At 61.9% G+C, this 18,055-nt stretch carries 15 protein-coding genes and 1 pseudogene; 9 read left to right on the plus strand and 7 right to left on the minus strand.

The genetic code is table 11. The annotated features are described in order from the left end of the window. Nucleotides 1-447: 447 nt before the first annotated feature. From B0B13_RS19450 to B0B13_RS11890, 6 genes and pseudogenes are all read right to left on the minus strand, one after another. Nucleotides 448-1,239: pseudogene (locus B0B13_RS19450) on the minus strand (transposase); the annotation flags it as partial. A gap of 164 nt (nt 1,240-1,403) precedes the next feature. After that, a complete protein-coding gene (locus tag B0B13_RS11870; RefSeq protein WP_235091367.1) occupies nt 1,404-2,021 on the minus strand; it encodes a PepSY-associated TM helix domain-containing protein in 618 nt (205 codons plus the stop codon). Continuing rightward, a complete protein-coding gene (locus B0B13_RS11875) occupies nt 2,018-2,704 on the minus strand; it encodes a Fe2+-dependent dioxygenase (protein WP_076796567.1) in 687 nt (228 codons plus the stop codon). The genes B0B13_RS11870 and B0B13_RS11875 overlap by 4 nt, the downstream gene beginning before the upstream one ends. 28 nt (nt 2,705-2,732) lie before the next feature. Continuing rightward, a complete protein-coding gene (locus tag B0B13_RS11880; RefSeq protein WP_076797311.1) occupies nt 2,733-4,928 on the minus strand; it encodes a TonB-dependent receptor in 2,196 nt (731 codons plus the stop codon). A gap of 271 nt (nt 4,929-5,199) precedes the next feature. After that, nucleotides 5,200-6,240 (minus strand): serine/threonine protein kinase, encoded by a 1,041-nt coding sequence (locus tag B0B13_RS11885; RefSeq protein WP_076785914.1) that lies wholly within the window; start codon nt 6,238-6,240, stop codon nt 5,200-5,202. 222 nt (nt 6,241-6,462) lie between these two features. After that, complete coding sequence (locus B0B13_RS11890) at nt 6,463-6,675, minus strand: hypothetical protein (RefSeq protein ID WP_076797312.1); 213 nt, start codon at nt 6,673-6,675, stop codon at nt 6,463-6,465. A gap of 354 nt (nt 6,676-7,029) precedes the next feature. Between B0B13_RS11890 and bcaP the strand changes: the two genes are divergently transcribed. Further along, entirely contained in the window at nt 7,030-8,436 is a 1,407-nt protein-coding gene (gene bcaP, locus B0B13_RS11895) for a branched-chain amino acid transporter BcaP (protein WP_076785913.1), read from the plus strand. Between the two features lie 150 nt (nt 8,437-8,586). Next, nucleotides 8,587-9,354 carry a BPSS1780 family membrane protein gene (locus B0B13_RS11900; RefSeq protein WP_076796570.1) on the plus strand — a complete coding sequence of 256 codons (768 nt, stop codon included), beginning with the start codon at nt 8,587-8,589 and terminating at the stop codon, nt 9,352-9,354. A 122-nt stretch (nt 9,355-9,476) separates the two neighbouring features. Here B0B13_RS11900 and metK read toward each other — a convergent pair whose 3' ends face one another. Next, on the minus strand, nt 9,477-10,664 hold the full coding sequence (gene metK, locus B0B13_RS11905) for a methionine adenosyltransferase (RefSeq protein ID WP_076785911.1): 1,188 nt from the start codon (nt 10,662-10,664) through the stop codon (nt 9,477-9,479). 253 nt (nt 10,665-10,917) lie between these two features. Between metK and B0B13_RS11910 the strand changes: the two genes are divergently transcribed. From B0B13_RS11910 to dksA, 7 genes are all read left to right on the plus strand, one after another. Beyond that, nucleotides 10,918-11,802: a lipid A biosynthesis lauroyl acyltransferase gene (locus B0B13_RS11910; protein WP_076796572.1), complete on the plus strand. Its 885-nt coding sequence runs from the start codon at nt 10,918-10,920 to the stop codon at nt 11,800-11,802. Nucleotides 11,803-11,824: 22 nt separating this feature from the next. Then, nucleotides 11,825-12,703, plus strand: coding sequence for a diaminopimelate epimerase (dapF, locus tag B0B13_RS11915; RefSeq protein WP_076796575.1), 879 nt, complete (start codon nt 11,825-11,827; stop codon nt 12,701-12,703). Between the two features lie 139 nt (nt 12,704-12,842). Further along, nucleotides 12,843-13,646, plus strand: a complete 804-nt coding sequence (locus B0B13_RS11920) for a DUF484 family protein (RefSeq protein WP_076797313.1) — start codon at nt 12,843-12,845, stop codon at nt 13,644-13,646. A gap of 29 nt (nt 13,647-13,675) precedes the next feature. Further along, a complete protein-coding gene (gene xerC, locus B0B13_RS11925; protein ID WP_076796578.1) occupies nt 13,676-14,614 on the plus strand; it encodes a tyrosine recombinase XerC in 939 nt (312 codons plus the stop codon). Between the two features lie 71 nt (nt 14,615-14,685). Next, nucleotides 14,686-15,897, plus strand: a complete 1,212-nt coding sequence (locus B0B13_RS11930) for a class I SAM-dependent rRNA methyltransferase (RefSeq protein WP_076796580.1) — start codon at nt 14,686-14,688, stop codon at nt 15,895-15,897. Nucleotides 15,898-16,097: 200 nt separating this feature from the next. Then, a complete protein-coding gene (locus B0B13_RS11935) occupies nt 16,098-17,156 on the plus strand; it encodes a CobW family GTP-binding protein (RefSeq protein ID WP_076797314.1) in 1,059 nt (352 codons plus the stop codon). A gap of 418 nt (nt 17,157-17,574) precedes the next feature. Beyond that, the gene (dksA, locus tag B0B13_RS11940) at nt 17,575-17,994 is read left to right on the plus strand and encodes an RNA polymerase-binding protein DksA (RefSeq protein ID WP_076785906.1); all 420 of its coding nucleotides are present in this window, start codon (nt 17,575-17,577) and stop codon (nt 17,992-17,994) included. The last annotated feature ends 61 nt before the right edge of the window (nt 17,995-18,055 follow it).

Raw genomic sequence — 18,055 nt, forward strand, 5'->3', positions numbered from 1 at the left:
TGAGCAATTTCTGTGCCGCTTATGATAGTGGCTGAATAACTTGCCTATATGGCGTTGTTCTGTAGAACGGGCTCAGCACGTCTACCACACAAATTGGTCAAAATTAAATTAAACAACTACACGCTCACGTCGAGCAGAGGAGATAAACGTGAAACAATACCCCACTAGCTCGATTGAACTTGACACAGCAGCCTACGGACGATATACACGCCGGTTACGCTTTATCGCTTACCTTATTCCCAAACTCAAACAGCTGTATCGCGCTGTTTGCCATAATGCGCACCAGCTCCTTAGCTTTCTCATTCTATTTCTACGTACGAAATAATAACAGGAGCCGTTTCTCGCGCTCAAAGCCGCATTTTTGGATTGAGAGATGGCAAGGTTTGCTTAAAATGACGCACGCATGACGGCTAGCTCAGCTTCACGCCCCCCCTCATTGTCCGCCTAGATAAAGCGAGGTAACGGCCGGCCCGCAGCGATGCGATCCAGCGCCGCCACGACGTCTTCACCACGTAGCGTGGCGCCCACCTTGATGACCAAACATTCGCGCGTATCATGATCGACAATTGTCAGCGTGCGCAAACGCCGGCCGTCATACAGTGCGTCAGCGACAAATCCACGCTCCAGATCTCGTTGATCACGGTCATTATCTGCTTTAGCTGCTTCAGGCGCGCCGCCTTGTTCCGCCGCGGCTTCTTATGCCGCAATGACAGCTCCTGCTCGCGATAGAGCCAATAAACTCGTTTGTTGTCGCCCCAGCCTTGCCGACGCAGCATCATATGCACCCAGCGATAACCGGAGTGCACGCGTGTTTGCGTGATCTGCTTGATGCGCAGCACGATCGCACTCGAATCCCGTGCGATTGACTGATAGCTGTACACCGAACGCGACAGCTTCAGTACCCTACAGGCTTGGCACTGGCTTGCGCCAAAGCGTTGCGATCCGCGGTAAGTCCACACAGCCGGGAAGGCGTCAGAGCTTTTTTGACAGCTCATCCCGCAACATGGCTTTGTCCAGCGACAAGTCTGCCACCCGCCAATTAAGCTTCGCGTTTTCTTCTTCGAGTTGCTTCAGGCGACGCAGCTCCGACGAGCCCAGCCCCCCATACTTGTGCCGCCAGTTGTAAAACGTCGCATTGCTGATGCTCTTCTTGCAGCCCACCTCAGCCACTGGCGTGCCCAGCCCTGCCTGCTTCAACGCGAATGCAATCTGTACTTCAGTGTATTGGCTCATCTTCACGACATGACCTTTTGCTTGTCAGGGTTGCATCATGCCGAAGTTTTCTACTTTTGAATGGCCCAGTTTTTTTGGGTTAGCCTCACCGGCTCGCTGCGCCCCTATAACCGGCCAGCCTGCCGTTCGCGACGATGATGCTCAACGGTGATGCGGCGAACGGGCGCACATCACACGATGCCGCACACGACCATCGCGACGAGCGACACGACGAAAATCGCGACGCCGATTGTCTTGCGCCGGTTCAGTTCGGTCCACAGCAATACGCCGGTCAACGACAGCAGCACCAGACTGCCGGCGATCGTATCGACGAGCAAGGTCCAACCAATACCCATGCCGCCACCACGGTGCATATTGTTCAACATGGCGAGCAACGTCCCTTCGGTGCGCTTGACCGATACGGTCGGATTGCCTTGCCAGTATTCGATTAGAATCGACGTCTTCGGGCCGGCCAGCATTGCGCTCCAGCGCTCCGGCTGCATCACGCTGCGATTGCCCCACGCGACCTTGTGCGCCGGCTCGCGCTGCATGCGTCCAATACGGCCATCAAAGCGCAGTTCACGGCCGACCCACTCGGCGAGTGCTTGCGGGGAATCCGGAGCGGAATTGGGCAGCGGCAGCCGCATTTGCGACACTTGCGGCTCACCCGGCGAGATTTTCATCGGCCCGCCGCGGTGATTCAGCAGGAAGCCGGTCACGCCGAACATCAATCCCAGCACCGCGCCCCACAGGCCAATCCAGCCGTGCACGTTGCGCAGCCATTTGAGGAACGTCGAGCGGCGCGTCATGTCTCGCCCCACATGCGCAGAAGATTGTGATAACACCCGATTAGCTGCCGCCGCGCGACGTCATCGGCATGATCGCGGTTCAGGCGCTGGATCGCCGTATCCAGGTCGAACAATAGCGCGCGCCTGGCGTCGTCGCGCACCAGGCTCTCGATCCAGAAAAAGCTGGCGAGCCGCACGCCGCGGGTGACCGGCGCGACCCGGTGAACGCTGGTCGTCGGATAAACAACCATGTCGCCGGCGGCCAACTTGACCTCGTGCGCGCCATAGGTGTCCTCGATCACCAGTTCACCGCCATCATATTCGTCGGGCCCGGCCAAAAACAGCGTCGCCGACACGTCGGTGCGCAGCTTCGCGTCATGTCCAGGCACGATCCGGATCGAACCGTCGACGTGGTCGCCGAACGCCATCCCGGCGCCATAGCGATTGAACAGCGGCGGATACACGCGGTTGGGCAACACCGCGCTAATGAACAGCGGATGCCGCTCCAGCTCGGCCAGGATCACGTCCCCCAGCTCGCGCGCAACCGGCGCGCGCTCGTCGATTTGCTGATTGTGCTTGAGCGGCGCGCCCTGGTAACCGGCCGTGGCGCGACCATCGACCCACGCGTGGCCGGCCGCGTCCAGGGCGGCGCGTATCGCCTGCAATTGCTGCGGCGACAATACGTTCGGTATGGACACGATCATCTCACGGCGCCTGCTGTCAGCTGCATGGTTAGACCCGGTAATTGAACGTCGCCAGCAACGTGCGGCCCAGCCCCGGCACCGCGCGCCCGCCGTCGGACGGAATCAGTGCATCGTAGTAGCGCTTGTCCGTCACGTTCAGCAAGTTCAGCTGCACGTCGTACTGCTTGGCGTGATACGCGAGCATGGCATCCCAGCGCGTATAGCCGCCAACAGACATTCGGTTGTTGTTCGCCGCATAGCGCGTGCTCATGTAATTCAGGCCACCGCCCGCCTGCCAGTGCGGCATGAATTCATATGTCATCCACAGCGTCAACATGTTGCGCGGCGTATTCGCCGGCGTGTTGCCCTGCGTGCCATCCTTCGCGCCCGTGATGCGGCTGTTCAAGTACGTATAGCCGCCGTATAGCTGCCACTTGTCCGTGATCCGGCCCGACGCACCAAACTGGTAACCTCGCACCCGCATGTCACCGTCGATCGAATACGCGCCGGTCGCATCCTGCGTGCGTGCGTTGGATTTGTCGATGTTGAACAGCGATTGCGAAATCGACAATGTGCCGCCCAGCAAGTCCCATTTGTTGCCCACCTCGTATGAGCGGTTCGTTTCGGGCTTCAGATTTTGCGTGCCATTGGTCAGCGTCAGCGCCTCGAGTGACGGATTGAACGACGTACCATATGATAAGTAGTACGACTGTGCATCGTCCGGCTGGTAGATCACGCCACCGCGCACGCTCGTGTAGCTGTTCGTCTGCGCGGCATAGGACGGCGCATTCATCGAGTTTGCGATATGGGCCTGATAGTGGTCCCAGCGCACGCCGCCAACCACCTTCCACTGCCGCGTCAGCGACACCGTGTCATTCACATATACACCAATTGAGTTCGCGCTGGACCTAGCCAGGTTGCCGATGCCCCGCACCACATCGGCTGGCCGTGGCACGTAAGCTGCACCGGTCAGAGGTACCACGCCGATCACGTTGCTCGGCATGCCGGCGCCGGTTGCGGTATAGGACTGGTTATTGTATGTCTCGTGCCCAAGCTCGATACCGGCGATCAAGTCGTGCTTCAGTGCCCCGGTCGCGACCTTCCATTCGACGTCCGTCGCGTTATAAAGCGAGTGATCGTTGATCACTCTATCCTTGCCCATCAGCTTCACGTACAAGTTCGATAGCGGCAGCGACGTGTAGCTGCCGTTGGACAGCGCACGCGAACCGGCGAGCGGCCCAGTCACCACACTGGCAGCGTTGGTTGCGCGCGCATCGGTCGCGTAGTGGCTAAACTGCGTTTGGTTGCGCAGCTTCAGTTCATCACTGAACCGATGCTCGATGCGCGCCGACAACGTCTGCACGTCTTGCACCGTGCGATCGCCCGTGTAGCCGTAAAAGCGCTCGCGGCCCACCGGCACCGGGTGCCCATTGACCGCCGGCACACCATAGTCCGGCATGTCGCGGTTATGCTGGATCAGCGCCGAGAGGGTAATCTCGGTAGGTGTTCCAATACCCAAGCGCACCTGCGGCGCAATACCGAAATCCTTGTTGCGCATCGCATCGCGCGTGGTGCCCACGCTCTGGCCAAATGCGTTGACCCGCACCGCCGCAGTATCGGAGATCGGCTGGTTCACGTCGACCGTGGTCCGGTAGTCGTCGCCCGTGCCGACAGTACCGCTTACCTCGGCCGAACGCGTCAGATTCGCCTTCTTGCTGGCCTGGTTGATCACGCCGCCGGTGGAGCCGCGTCCGAACAACATCGACGACGGCCCATACAGCACGTCGATCGATTCGAGGTTGAAGGTGTCGCGATAGTATTGCCCGCGATCGCGGAAGCCATCCAGATAGATATCGGTGCGGGCCGTGAAGCCGCGCAGATTGATGTTATTGCCGATCTGCCCACCCTCGGCCCCGCCAATCGTGATGCCCGGAACGTTGCGCAGCGCGTCGGCAAACGACGCGACGCCTTGCGATTGCATCAAGGCCTTGTTGATCACCACTACCTCCTGCGGGATGTCCCGCAGCGTGGTGGGGCGTTTTGCACCGACGGAGGCGCGCGTTACCTGGAAATCGGCCCGATCCGCATCGCCGGTGACCCGTACGGCGGGCAGCGCGGCACGAGCCACGGCGCCATGTTGCGTGTCTTGTGAATTGGAATCGGGTTGAGCGGACTGCGCAAGCGCCGGCATCGGCACGGTAAAAGCGGCCACCAGCGTCGTGGCGAGCGGCGTCATCTTCGTCATTGTCGGTATGTCCTGCGAAATGGCGACGCTCACGCCCTCGCGCTCGCGCTCGCATGACGTCGCCCGCACGGCAAAGCGCCCTGCGGCATGTCTTGATTGTCGGCTGGCTCACGCCGCTCCCTTACCGTTGTCACGGCACGGGTGAGCGTGGTGGGCTGGCGGCTCGTGTTCGCATATCCCGCATCACACTGAAATGCGAATCGTTATCATTACATGTATGACGTCTTTTTTCAACTGACGCATGGCGGACAGTCAATATCGGCAGCCCACCTCACACAGGCCACAGCGGCGGCTCCTGTAACGCCCCGACCTGCTCACGCAATTCCAAGATACGATCCTCCCAGTACCGGTGCGTGTTGAACCACGGAAATGCGACAGGAAACGCCGGATCGTCCCACCGACGCGCAAGCCATGCCGCATAGTGGATCAAGCGCAACGTGCGGAACGCTTCGATTAAGTGAAGCTCGCGTGAATCGAACTCGCAAAAGTCCTCGTAGCCCGCCAACACGTGACCCAGCGCACGGCTCGCCTGCGCGCGCTCGCCCGGTAGCAGCAGCCATAGATCCTGAATCGCCGGTGCCATCCGGCTGTCGTCGAAGTCGACGAAATGGGGGCCGGCATCGGTCCACAGCACGTTGCCTTGATGGCAGTCACCGTGCACGCGTAACGCGCGTACATCGCCGGCGCGTTCGAACGAGGCTTGCACCGCGTCCAGCGCCAGTTGGCTGATCGTCTCGTAGGCCTGACGCAACTCGAGCGGCACGAAGCCGCTGGCGAGCAGGTACGCAAGCGGCTCACGGCCGAACGTGTCGATATCCAGCGGCCCGCGAGCGACGTAGTCGCGCTGCCGACCGATCGAGTGGATGCGGCCGATGAAGCGTCCCAGCCATTGCAGCGTAGCGCTGTCCTCCAACTCCGGTGCTCGGCCGCCACGCCGCTCAAACAACGCGAAGCGGAAACCGTCGATCTCATGCAGCGTATGGTCGTCGAGCATGATCGCCGGCACGGCCGGGATCTCATGCTCGGCCAGCTGCGCGACGAACGCATGCTCCTCTAAGATTGCCTCATCGCTCCAACGCCCGGGCCGGTAGAACTTCGCTACCAGCGGCGCGGCGTCTTCGATGCCGACCTGATAAACGCGGTTTTCATAACTGTTCAGTGCAAGCAACCGTCCGTCGGTACGGCGACCGCCGCGCGCTAGCACGGCATCAAGCGCGTCGAGCACGCGCTCGGGCGTCAGGCCCGCGTAGGGAGCCAGGGCGCCGGCATCGGCGCGCGGCGGATTGTTGAAGCTGCGGTCATTAGGTTCCATTCCGCCATTGTGCCTGAGCGTCGCACGGCCCGAGCATCGCCGCACGCGGACGGAGACGAGACGCAGTCCTGTTCGTGGCATTATCCGCAGCAGTTCTCCGCCAGCACCCGCGCCAGTGCGCGAGGCAGACCCTCGCCAGCGCCCGTGCCAACACCCGCGGCAGCCCCGCCAGCACCCGCACCAGCGCGAGAGGCAGCCCCCGCCAGCCGCATCCAGGCTACATTAGTGCAACGGTGCGTCCGCCGGGCGTACCACCTCGCCGGTCTCGATCAAATCCACCAAGAAGAACGGCTCGGTGTTGAGCGGCTTGGATTGCCCCGGCTCGCCCTCGAACCATGTCACCATCGCCATGTCGCCCAGGATGCGCAATACGACGCCGCGCGCGTCGCGCGGCACTGCGATATGGCTGGAACGCACGATTGAACCTACCTTCATGATTTCCCCCTTTTGATGTTGGCCCGTCCGACAGGCATTGTGTCGGCGATGCGCATCCTGCGAAGCCCGAAATGGAAATATGGAACAGCCCAATTGCGACTGATCCATCACCTCTATACAACGACACGCGTCGCAGCGACCAGCCACCGTCCCGGTCCCGCCGACGCCTGCTGCCATTGTGCCGAATTTGACACGCCGGTGCTCGCCGCCCGCTGGCACGCACCGATTGCCTCATCGTGCCCGCAGCGTACGACCAATCAGCGCAACCCAGGGCGGACCGTTTGCACCAGTCAGCTAGAATAACCGGTTTTACCGAAGTCGGTTGCGCCGCTCCACGGCTGCCGAATACCCCTTATGTCATTGTTTCGAAAGAAAGATATTGGTCATATGCTGGCCCGCCGCAATGCTGACAACAGCTTGCACAGGGCACTGGGCCCACTGGATCTCACGCTTTTGGGCATCGGAGCGATCATCGGTACAGGCATCTTCGTGCTGACAGGAACCGGCGCGGTGATCGCCGGCCCCGCCCTGACGCTGTCCTTCGTCATTGCGGCGATCGCGTGCTGCTTCGCGGCGCTTGCCTACGCCGAATTCTCATCGACGATTCCGGTCGCCGGCTCAATCTATACTTATTCGTATGCGACGCTCGGCGAGCTTGCTGCTTGGATCATCGGCTGGGATTTAATGCTTGAATACGGGCTCGCGACGTCGGCGGTGTCGGTTGGATGGTCCGGCTACCTGCAATCGTTACTGTCCGGCTTCGGCATCACGCTGCCGCAAGTACTCACTGCGGCGCCTGGCACCGTACCCGGCCACACAACGTGGTTCAACCTGCCAGCGTTCCTCGTGATGATGGCCATCACATTCCTGTTATCGATCGGTGTGCGTGAATCCACCCGGGTCAACAATGTGATGGTCGCAATTAAGGTAGCCGTCGTGCTGCTGGTGATCGCGGTCGGCGCGTTCCATGTCCGGCCCACGAACTGGCACCCGTTCATGCCGATGGGCTGGTCCGGCATGTTCGGGGCCGCCGCGGTGATGTTTTTCGCCTTCATCGGGTTCGACTCGGTGTCATCCGCGGCAGAAGAGGTCAAGAACCCGAAACGCGACTTGCCGATCGGCATCATTGCGTCGCTCGCCGTCTGCGCGGCGCTCTATGTGACGGTCGCCGCCGTAGTCACCGGCATCGTGCCGTACGGTGAGTTCGCGAACGTGTCGCATCCGGTGTCCTACGTGCTGCAGAGGATCGGTGCGGACTGGGTTGCCGGCTTCGTCGATCTAGGTGCGGTGCTCGGCATGCTGACGGTGATCTTAGTGATGATGTACGGCCAGACACGCATCATCTTTGCGATGTCCCGGGACGGCTTGCTGCCCGCCGCGCTCTCGCGCATCCACCCGCGCTTCCAGACGCCACTCATCACCACCTGGTTGGTCGGCATTTTTTTCGCGTTAATCGGCGCGCTGGTGCCACTGGACGTATTGGCGGAGTTGATCAATATTGGCACGCTCGCCGCATTTTCGATGGTCTCTGTCGCCGTGCTGATTCTACGCCGCACGCATCCGACGCTGCCGCGCGCATTCCGGTGCCCAGGCGTGCCGCTCGTGCCGATGCTCGCGGTCGCATCCTGCGTGTTTCTGATGGCCCATTTGCAGGCAATGACGTGGGTCGCATTCGTGGCATGGCTGGCACTGGGACTGGCCGTGTACTTCGGTTATTCACGGCGATATGCGAAGCTCGCTTTGAACCCCGAGCACGGATAGCGCTCGCGGCGGACCGGATTGTGCCTGCATACGCCCTGTTTCGTGTGCGCCAGCCGGGTGTCCAGTTATGATGCCGACCGCATCCGGCGATACGGCGGCGCACAGGCCGCCTGCGACGGATGCTCTACAGAATTTTGTGAAGAGGGCCTCATGAACGACGACACGCTGAACCCTCCGCTCGCTCCAGACGGCTCGGCGCCATCCGTCGAAACGTTGAATCTAGACGGACGCACGGTCACTGCGGCAGAAGGCTTGCGCTGGATCACAGACGCATGGACGCTGTTCAAGCGCCGTCCGCTGCAGTGGATCGGCCTGGCCCTGTTGTACATGGTGATCGAGTGCGCGCTGTCATTCGCGCCGGTGTTCAACCTGCTGTCGATGTTGGTCACGCCGATACTGTTGGGCGGGTTGATGTTCACGTGCGAGCAGTTCCGTGCCGACGGCGACGTGCGCATCGGCGGCCTATTCACCGGGTTCACGCGCAAGCTGGGCCCGCTAGCGTTGGTCGGCGCGCTCACGTTCGCGATCGTGATTATCGGTGTCGTGGTGCTCGCGTCGATCATCGGCTTCGACACATTTGCTCAGTTGGTCTCGCACCAGCCAGGCAACCCACCCCAATTGGGGGCATCGAGCCTCGTCGGGCTGCTGATCTATATCGCGATCGTCACGGTGGCGGTAGCCGCTGCATGGTTCGCGCCCGCGCTAGTGATACTGCATGACGTGGCGCCCATTCGTGCGATGCGGGCAAGCTTCAAGGGCGTGATGCGAAACTGGCTGGCGGGCATTGTCTATGCGCTGTTGCTGCTCGTGATGCTGGTGGTCGGTGCACTCCCGTTTCTGCTCGGCTGGCTGATCGTACTACCTTTGTTATTCTTGTCAGTCTACGTCGGCTATCGGGACGTGTTTATCATACGTTGAGCGCTGCCTGCGCCCCGCGCTAAGCGGGGATGAGCAAGCCCAGCCACAAAACCCCCGACTAGGCCGAGGGTTTTGTGGTGTGCCGGCAGCTCCGGCACGTCAGCGCAGCCATGCCTGTGCTGTCAGGCGACGGCGGCAATCGGCTTGATGCCAGCCGCGTCGGCCAGCACAATGGCCTTGTCGGTTGCTTCCCACGAGAATTCAGGTTCCTCGCGACCAAAGTGGCCATATGCAGCGGTCTTTTCGTAGATCGGCCGCAGCAGGTCCAACATCTGAATGATGCCCTTCGGGCGCAGGTCGAAGTGCTGCTGGACAAGCTCGGTAATCATCGAATCCGGCACCCGGCCGGTCCCGAAGGTGTTAACCATCACCGACGTCGGACGCGCGACACCGATTGCATAGGAGACCTGGACCAGGCAGCGCGACGCAAGGCCCGCGGCGACAATGTTTTTCGCGACGTAGCGGCCGGCATACGCGGCGGAACGATCCACCTTGGTCGGATCTTTGCCCGAGAACGCACCGCCGCCGTGCGGCGCGGCCCCGCCGTACGTATCGACGATGATTTTGCGGCCAGTGAGTCCACAATCGCCTTGAGGACCGCCGATCACGAACCGCCCGGTCGGATTGACGAGGAACTTCAAGTCGCCCTTGATCAGCTCGTTCGGCAGCACCGGCTTGATGACGTCCTCAATCACCGCCTCGCGCAACGTGGACAGATCAATATCCGGCGCATGCTGCGTGGAGAGCACGACCGTGTCGATCGAATCCGGACGCCCGTCAACATAGCGCACCGTCACTTGCGACTTCGCGTCCGGACGCAGCCACGGAAGACGACCATCACGCCGCAGATCGGCTTGCCGCTCGACGAGCCGGTGCGACAAATAAATCGGCAACGGCATCAATTCGGGCGTTTCGTCGCACGCATAGCCGAACATCAGACCCTGGTCACCCGCGCCCTGATCCAGATTGTCGTCGTGCGCATTGTCCACTCCCTGCGCGATATCCGGCGACTGCTTGTCGTAAGCGACCAGCACCGCACAGCCGCGGTAGTCAATGCCGAAATCGGTATTGTCGTAGCCGATGCGCCGGATCGTGTCGCGCGCAATCTGGATATAGTCGACGTTTGCATGCGTCGTGATTTCGCCGGCCAACACCACCAGGCCGGTGTTGCATAACGTCTCGGCCGCTACACGCGAATACCGGTCCTGCGTCAGGATTGCGTCGAGAATCGCGTCGGAGATTTGGTCAGCCACCTTGTCCGGATGGCCTTCAGATACGGATTCGGACGTAAAGAGATAGTTGTTCGCCACTTCGTTAGCTCCCAGTAAGTGAAGTCGGTCGCGTTTTCACGTTGCCGGCTTCGGATCGAAGCGGCGACGCTTTAGCGGATTACATGGTTCGGGCGCCGCTTCACTAGATGCCGCGCCCAATATCGCCCCGCAAGTTGTCCCATTAACTCGGCGATGCCCGTATTATATCGATTTCTGTCATTTTTCATAGAGTAGAGGCCGAATTGCCGTTTGCTTCACCCTGCCAGCCGCTGAGAACATCGCGAGATCCACGATGCTAGGCCGCGCCGGAACCCAGCTCGCCATCCTGCTGCTAAGGCTGTTTGCACTATTACCCTATGGTTGGATCGCCCGCTTCGGCGATGCGATGGGCTGGTTACTGTATCGGATTCCGAACAGTCGCCGTCGCGTGGTCCACACCAACCTCAGGCTCTGCTTTCCACAGTGGTGCGAAGCGCGGCGCGAGCAGGTCGCCGAGCAGCATTTCCGCCATGCCATTCGCAGCTACGTCGAGCGCAGCGTGCAGTGGTTCGGCTCGGCACGCAAGTTGGAGAAGCTGATCCAACTCGACAGCGCGATCGACCTGCGCGACCCGAACTTGCCGCCGACCTTGTTCCTCGGAGCGCATTTTGTCGGTATTGAAGCCGGCTCGATTTTCCTAAACTATCAGTTGCGCCGGCAATGCGGCGCGCTGTACCAACCGATATCCAACCCGCTGCTGGACAAGGTCGCGGTCGCCGCGCGCGCGCGCTTCGGCGCGGACATGGCCAGTCGCGCCGACAGTGCGCGTATCGTGTTGCGTTGGCTGCGCGAGCGCAAGCCGGTCATGCTCGGCGCAGACATGGACTACGGCATGCGCAACTCGGCGTTCGTGCCGTTCTTCGGCGTACCGGCGTGCACGCTGACCGCGGTGGGCCGGCTCGCGAAGGCAGGACGTGCCCAATTGGCGCCGTTCATCTGCGAGGTGCTGCCCAATTACAAGGGTTATCGACTCAAAATTTTCGCGCCGTGGCAGGACTATCCGAGCGACGACGACATGGCGGACGCGCGCCGCATGAATGCGTGGCTGGAGCAGGAAATTCCGCGCGTCCCAGAGCAATACTACTGGATACACAAGCGCTTCAAAACGCGCCCACTGGGCGAAGCGGGCTTTTACTGACGCTCGACTACAATACGGTGCCATGAAGCTCAAATTCACCAAGATGCATGGCGCCGGCAATGACTTCGTGGTCCTTGACGGCGTGCGCAACGTGATCTCGCCCACGCTCGCGTTAGTGCGCTACCTCGCCGACCGCCACTTCGGCGTCGGCGCGGACCAGTTGCTGCTGGTCGAGCGGCCCACGCTCGATGGCGTCGATTTTAAGTACCGGATCTTCAACTGTGACGGCAAAGAAGTCGAGCACTGCGGCAATGGCGCGCGCTGCTTCGTGAAGTTCGTGCGCGACACCGGCCTGAGCCAGGCGCGCACGATTCGCGTGCAGGTGCAGCACGGCGTGATCACATTGAGCGTGCAGGACAACGGTGAAGTGCTCGTTGACATGGGTGCACCAGCACTGGCCACGCCACAAGTGCCGTTCGACACGTCGGCACTGACACCAGCGCGCGATGGTGACGACCTACTGTGGCCGCTGGACGTGAATGGCTCGACGCAATGGATCTCGGTGGTCTCGATGGGCAATCCCCACGCGGTGCAGATTGTCGATGACGCCGACGTCGCGCCGGTGCTCAGGGACGGGCCGGTAATCGAGTCGCACGCGCGCTTCCCAAACCGCGTGAACGCGGGATTCATGCAAATCGTCTCGCGGCATGAAATCAAACTGCGGGTCTATGAGCGCGGCGCGGGCGAGACGCTCGCATGCGGCTCCGGCGCTTGCGCGGCGGTCGTGGCCGGCATCCGCCGGGGGGTACTGGACTCGCCAGTGCGCGTACGTGCGCGCGGCGGCACGCTGACCATCTCGTGGGACGGCCAGCGCGACAGCGACGCCCCGGTCATGATGGCCGGTCCGGCAACCACTGTGTTCGAGGGCGAAATCGACGTACCCGACGAGTTGCTCGCGTGAGCGCGATCACCGCCCTAGGCCGTCCGGCCGATTGACCCCGATGCGGCGCAACCTTTACTGTGTGGTATCCGCGGCGCCGCCCCTCCCGGCCCGCCTACTCGACGCACGCCGCCCTTTTGAGCTGAAGCTGAAAACAATCATGAATGATCGCGAAGTCGCCGATTACCTACTGGCCAACCCGCAGTTCTTCGGCCGTCACGCCGAGTTGCTTGCCACAATCCGGCTGTCCAATCCGCACGGCAAAGCGGCGGTGTCGCTGCAGGAACGACAAATGGAGCTACTGCGCGACAAGTACAAGCAACTCGAGCGCAAGCTGGCGGAACTGCTGCGCCATGGTCACGAGAACGACAGCCTGGCCGCGAAGTTCCAGCGCTGGACACTGCGCGTGATCGCCGAACGCGATCCGCATGCGCTACCCGCCACCATCACCTCGGGCTTGCGCGAGATCTTCGACGTGCCGCAGGCGGCGCTGCGCGTCTGGGATGTCGCAAGCGCCTATGCGCAAGCGCAGTTTGCCCGCAGCGTCGGCGAGGAGGTCCGCATTTTTGCCAGCAGTCTCGTCGCGCCTTACTGCGGCGCGAACGCCGGATTCGAAGCCGCGCAGTGGCTCAGCGCCGCCCCCGCCCCGCAAGGGGGCGCGGCAACGGGCCTGTCGCTCGCCGTCACGTCGCCGGGCAGGGCGAACGGTGACGCGGACGCACCGTGTGCCGATGCGCAGCCGGGCAGCGCGGCGGAAAACGACATCAGCGCGTCGCAGCAGACCGCGTCGATCGCGCTAGTCCCGCTGCGCGATGCGCAGCAGGCCGATGCGGAAAACGTATTCGGCTTGCTGGTGCTTGGCTCGCCAGACCCGCGCCGCTTCCACGACGGCATGGCCACCGACTTCCTATCGCAGATCGGCGCGCTCACCAGCGCTGCGCTGAGCCGGCTGCGTGCGCACTAGTGCGGCATGTTGTCACCGCAGCCTGCCCGATGCCACCCTCCACCGACCCGATCGCGCGCTACCTAGACAGCCTCGCCCACGAGCGCCGACTCTCGGCGCACACGCTGCGCGGCTACGCGCACGAGTTGGACATGTTGCGCCAGTTAGCCGGCACCCGCGAGCTGGCGCAACTGACGCCCGTCGACGTGCGAGGCGCGGTATCGCGAGCGCATTCGGGTGGACTCTCGCCCCGCTCGATCGCGCATCGTCTGTCAGTGTGGCGCAGCTTCTATCGCTGGCTCGCGCTACATCAACCTCTGACCATGAATCCGGTCGCTGGCGTGCGCGCGCCGAAGCGGGCGAAAACGCTGCCCAAGGCGCTGTCGGTCGACGACGCTGTCACGCTGATGGAAGCCTCGAGCATCGAAACACCTGACGCGTTGCGCGACCGGGCGATGCTGGAGCTGCTTTACTCGTGCGGGTTGCGCTTGGCCGAGTTGATCGGCTTGGACATCGCCTTTGTCAACACCGCGCAATATCGCTCGGCGGGCTGGATCGAACTAGGCACGGCCGACGTTACCGTGCTCGGCAAAGGGGGCAAGCGGCGCACGGTGCCGATCGGCAGCAAGGCGCTTGACGCGTTGCATCGCTGGCTTGCCGTGCGCGATCAACTGCTCAAGCACGATCCGCATCCGCTGTTCTTGTCGGCGCGCGGCATGCGCATGTCTGCCGGCGTCGTGCGCGAGCGGGTCAGGCGGGCCGCGCTCGCCGCGGGCGTGCCATCCCACGTGCATCCGCACGTGCTTCGGCATTCGTTCGCGACGCATCTGCTGCAATCGAGCGGCGACTTGCGTGCGGTCCAGGAATTGCTTGGCCACGCGAGCGTCGCGGCCACGCAGGTCTATACGTCGTTGGACTTCCAGCATCTTGCGCGCATCTACGACCAAGCCCATCCGCGCGCGAAAAAGCGCGATCCAGGACGGCAATAGCCGTCTGGCACGCCGACATCGGCAAATCGCCGTGCTGCGCGGACGCGACCGCCCCTATACTGACTATTGCAATGAACACTGTCACGCTGAAACCAGGCAAGGAAAAACTGCTACTGCGACGCCACCCGTGGATCTATGCGAACGCGATCGAGCGCGTTGACGGTCGGCCCGCATCCGGCGCGACGGTCGTGGTGCGTGCAGCCGACGGGCGGTTTCTCGCGCGTGCCGCCTACAGTCCGCACTCGGCGATTCGTCTGCGGATGTGGAGTTTCGACGAAACCGAACCGATCGACCACGCGTTCTTCAAGCGGCGCATCCAGAACGCGCTCGCGTATCGTCGCGCGTTCGTGTCCGGTACCGGCGCGGTACGGCTCGTATTCGGCGAGGCCGACGGCCTGCCCGGACTGATCGTCGATCACTACAGCGGATGGAATGGCGACGGCGGCACGCCGCACGAGCAACTCGTCTGTCAGTTCATGGCGGCCGGCGTCGACGCATGGAAGCCGGCGATCGTGCAGGCCCTGCTCGGCGTGACCGGCTGCGCCAATGTCTACGAACGCTCGGACGTGTCGATCCGCGAGAAAGAGGGACTTGAGCAGACCACGGGCGTGCTCGCCGGCCAAGCAGCGCCGCAGGCCCTGATGGTTGAGGAAAATGGCGTACGATATCGGGTCGATGTGCAGCGCGGCCACAAGACCGGCTTTTACATCGACCAGCGGGACAATCGGTTGCTTGTGCAACAACATGCGGCTGGGCGCGACGTATTGAATTGCTTCTGCTATACCGGCGGCTTTTCGCTGGCTGCGCTACGGGGCGCCGCCGCGCGGGTCGTGTCGATCGATTCATCCGGCGAAGCGCTGCAGGTCGCGCGCGCGAACTTGGCCGCCAACGACTTCGATCCGGCGCGGGCCCAGTGGCACGACGCCGACGCATTCAAGACACTGCGGCAGTTGTACGATGCGGGCGAGCGCTTTGACCTGATCGTGCTCGATCCGCCGAAATTCGCCCCGTCGCGCGAGCACGTCGATCGGGCAGCGCGCGCGTACAAGGATATCAACCTGAGCGGCTTCAAGCTGCTGCGCCCGGGCGGGCTACTCGCGACCTACTCGTGCTCGGGCGCGATCGACATGGACCTATTTCAAAAGATCGTCGCGAGCGCCGCGGCCGACGCCGGCGTCGATGCACGGATTCTGCGCCGACTGTCGGCCGGCGTCGATCATCCGATGCTGACCAGCTTCCCGGAAGGTGAATACTTGAAGGGACTGTGGTTGCAAAAACCCTAGTGCGCCCCACGTCGGGCGGGCCAGATACCGCGCCCGTCAATGTACCTTTTAATGCACCCGTTGACGCACCGCATCGTCGGCGCCCGGATAATGGTCACAACCCTGCCGCCGCATTTGTGCTTCAATAGAATATTTCGCGCTGCGCTCGCGCGGACCGTCTCGCAACTTCCACGGAACTTAAGTAAAGGCAGGCGATGAACATGATTCCCGTCACCATCCTGACCGGCTTTCTCGGCAGCGGTAAGACCACGCTGCTCAAGCGTATCCTAAACGAGCCGCATGGCATGAAAATCGCCGTGATCGAAAACGAATTCGGCGAAGAGAACATCGACAATGACATCCTCGTGCAGGAGTCGGCGGAACAAATCGTGCAGATGAGCAACGGCTGCATCTGCTGCACGATCCGCGGGGACCTATCCCGTGCGTTGTCGGACCTATCCGAGCAAAAGCGCGAAGGTAAGCTCAAGTTCGACCGGGTAGTGATCGAGACCACGGGCTTGGCCAATCCGGGACCGGTCGCGCAGACGTTCTTTATCGATGAGTCGATCGCTGACGAATTCCTGCTCGACGCGGTGATCACGCTGATCGACGCGAAGCACGCCAACCAGCAGCTTGACGAGCACGAGGTCGTGCAACGGCAAGTGGGCTTTGCCGACCGCTTGTTCATCACGAAGGCCGATCTGGTGGACAAGGCGACGCTCGCCGATCTACGCCATCGACTGCTGCAGATGAACCCGAAGGCGCCGATTCAAGTGGTCAATTTCGGCAACGCCGATATCAAGGAGATTTTTGACCTGCGCGGGTTCAACCTGAACGCGAAGCTTGAAATTGATCCGGACTTCCTCGCCGAAGACGGACACGATCACGAGCACGAGCACGAGCACGAGCACGAGCACGAGCACGAGCATTGTGACCATGATCATGGACATTGCGCGCACGGTCACCACCATACGCATCACGATGACAAGATTAAATCGTTCGTGTACCGTAGCGACCGGGCGTTCGATCCCCAAAAATTGGAGGACTTTCTCGGCGGGATCCTACAAATCTACGGTGAGCGCTTATTACGCTACAAAGGCGTGCTGTTCATGAAGGGAATCGACCGCAAGGTGGTATTCCAGGGCGTGCACCAGATGATGGGCAGCGACTTGGCCGTGCGCTGGCTACCGGCTGAGAAGAAGACCAGTAAGATGGTGTTCATTGGCGTGGAGCTGCCCCGGGACCTGATTACCGACGGCCTGGACGCATGCCTGGCGTGACGACGTCGTGCGCCAGGTCACTGCAGCACACAAGATAGCGCGCCGACCTCTCTACCTCGGTGTGGCGGCGGTATCTCGCGTTGGTAAATAAGGGTCGGCTTAGTCGAGAGTTCATTTCCTTTGGCGTATATTGAGGCATGCGCAACGACGCCGAAAGTTCTCTGTCGGACCGAGAAATACCGTTTCGGACAGGGTTTTCCGCCGCTATTGGCACCGATTGTGGTTCAGTTACAATACGTGCCCACTGGAGAATGATAACGACGCGGCGCCAGAAGGAGTTCGGCCCCGCAACGGCCGCCGCACCTGCCACGACGAATCCGGCGTGGCCGCCGCAAGGCACTCGGCCGCCGCAATCGCGGGCAATGGTAAGTGCGGGTAATGCTCGATGCATCGCCTCACAATGAAGACAGTAAGCCAGATGACGACGACACGACTTTTGACCGAAGCCGAAATCCTGAAGATGAGCGACAAGGATTACATGAACGAGGATCAGCTCGCTTTCTTCAAGCACAGGCTCGAACAGTTGCAGGCGGAAATCCTGCGCAATGCCGGGCAGACGACGGAAAATCTCCGGGAAACCGTGATCGTGCCCGATCCGGCCGATCGCGCGACGATCGAAGAAGAGCACGCGCTTGAGCTTCGCACACGCGACCGCGAACGCAAGCTGCTGAAGAAGGTGCAGCAATCGCTCGCGCGGATCGAAACCGGTGAATATGGCTGGTGCGAAGAAACGGGTGAACCGATCGGCATTCCGCGCCTGCTCGCGCGGCCGACCGCGACGCTATCGCTCGAGGCGCAGGAGCGCCGCGAACTGCGCCAGAAGTTGTTCGGCGACTAAAGCGTGGTGCGCCGCATGGCGCACGGTATGGTCCGGCCGGCTCCTGTCGGAAGGCACGCGA

Origin of the sequence: Burkholderia sp. b14 (assembly GCF_900156195.1) — a bacterium.
Classification (GTDB): domain Bacteria; phylum Pseudomonadota; class Gammaproteobacteria; order Burkholderiales; family Burkholderiaceae; genus Mycetohabitans.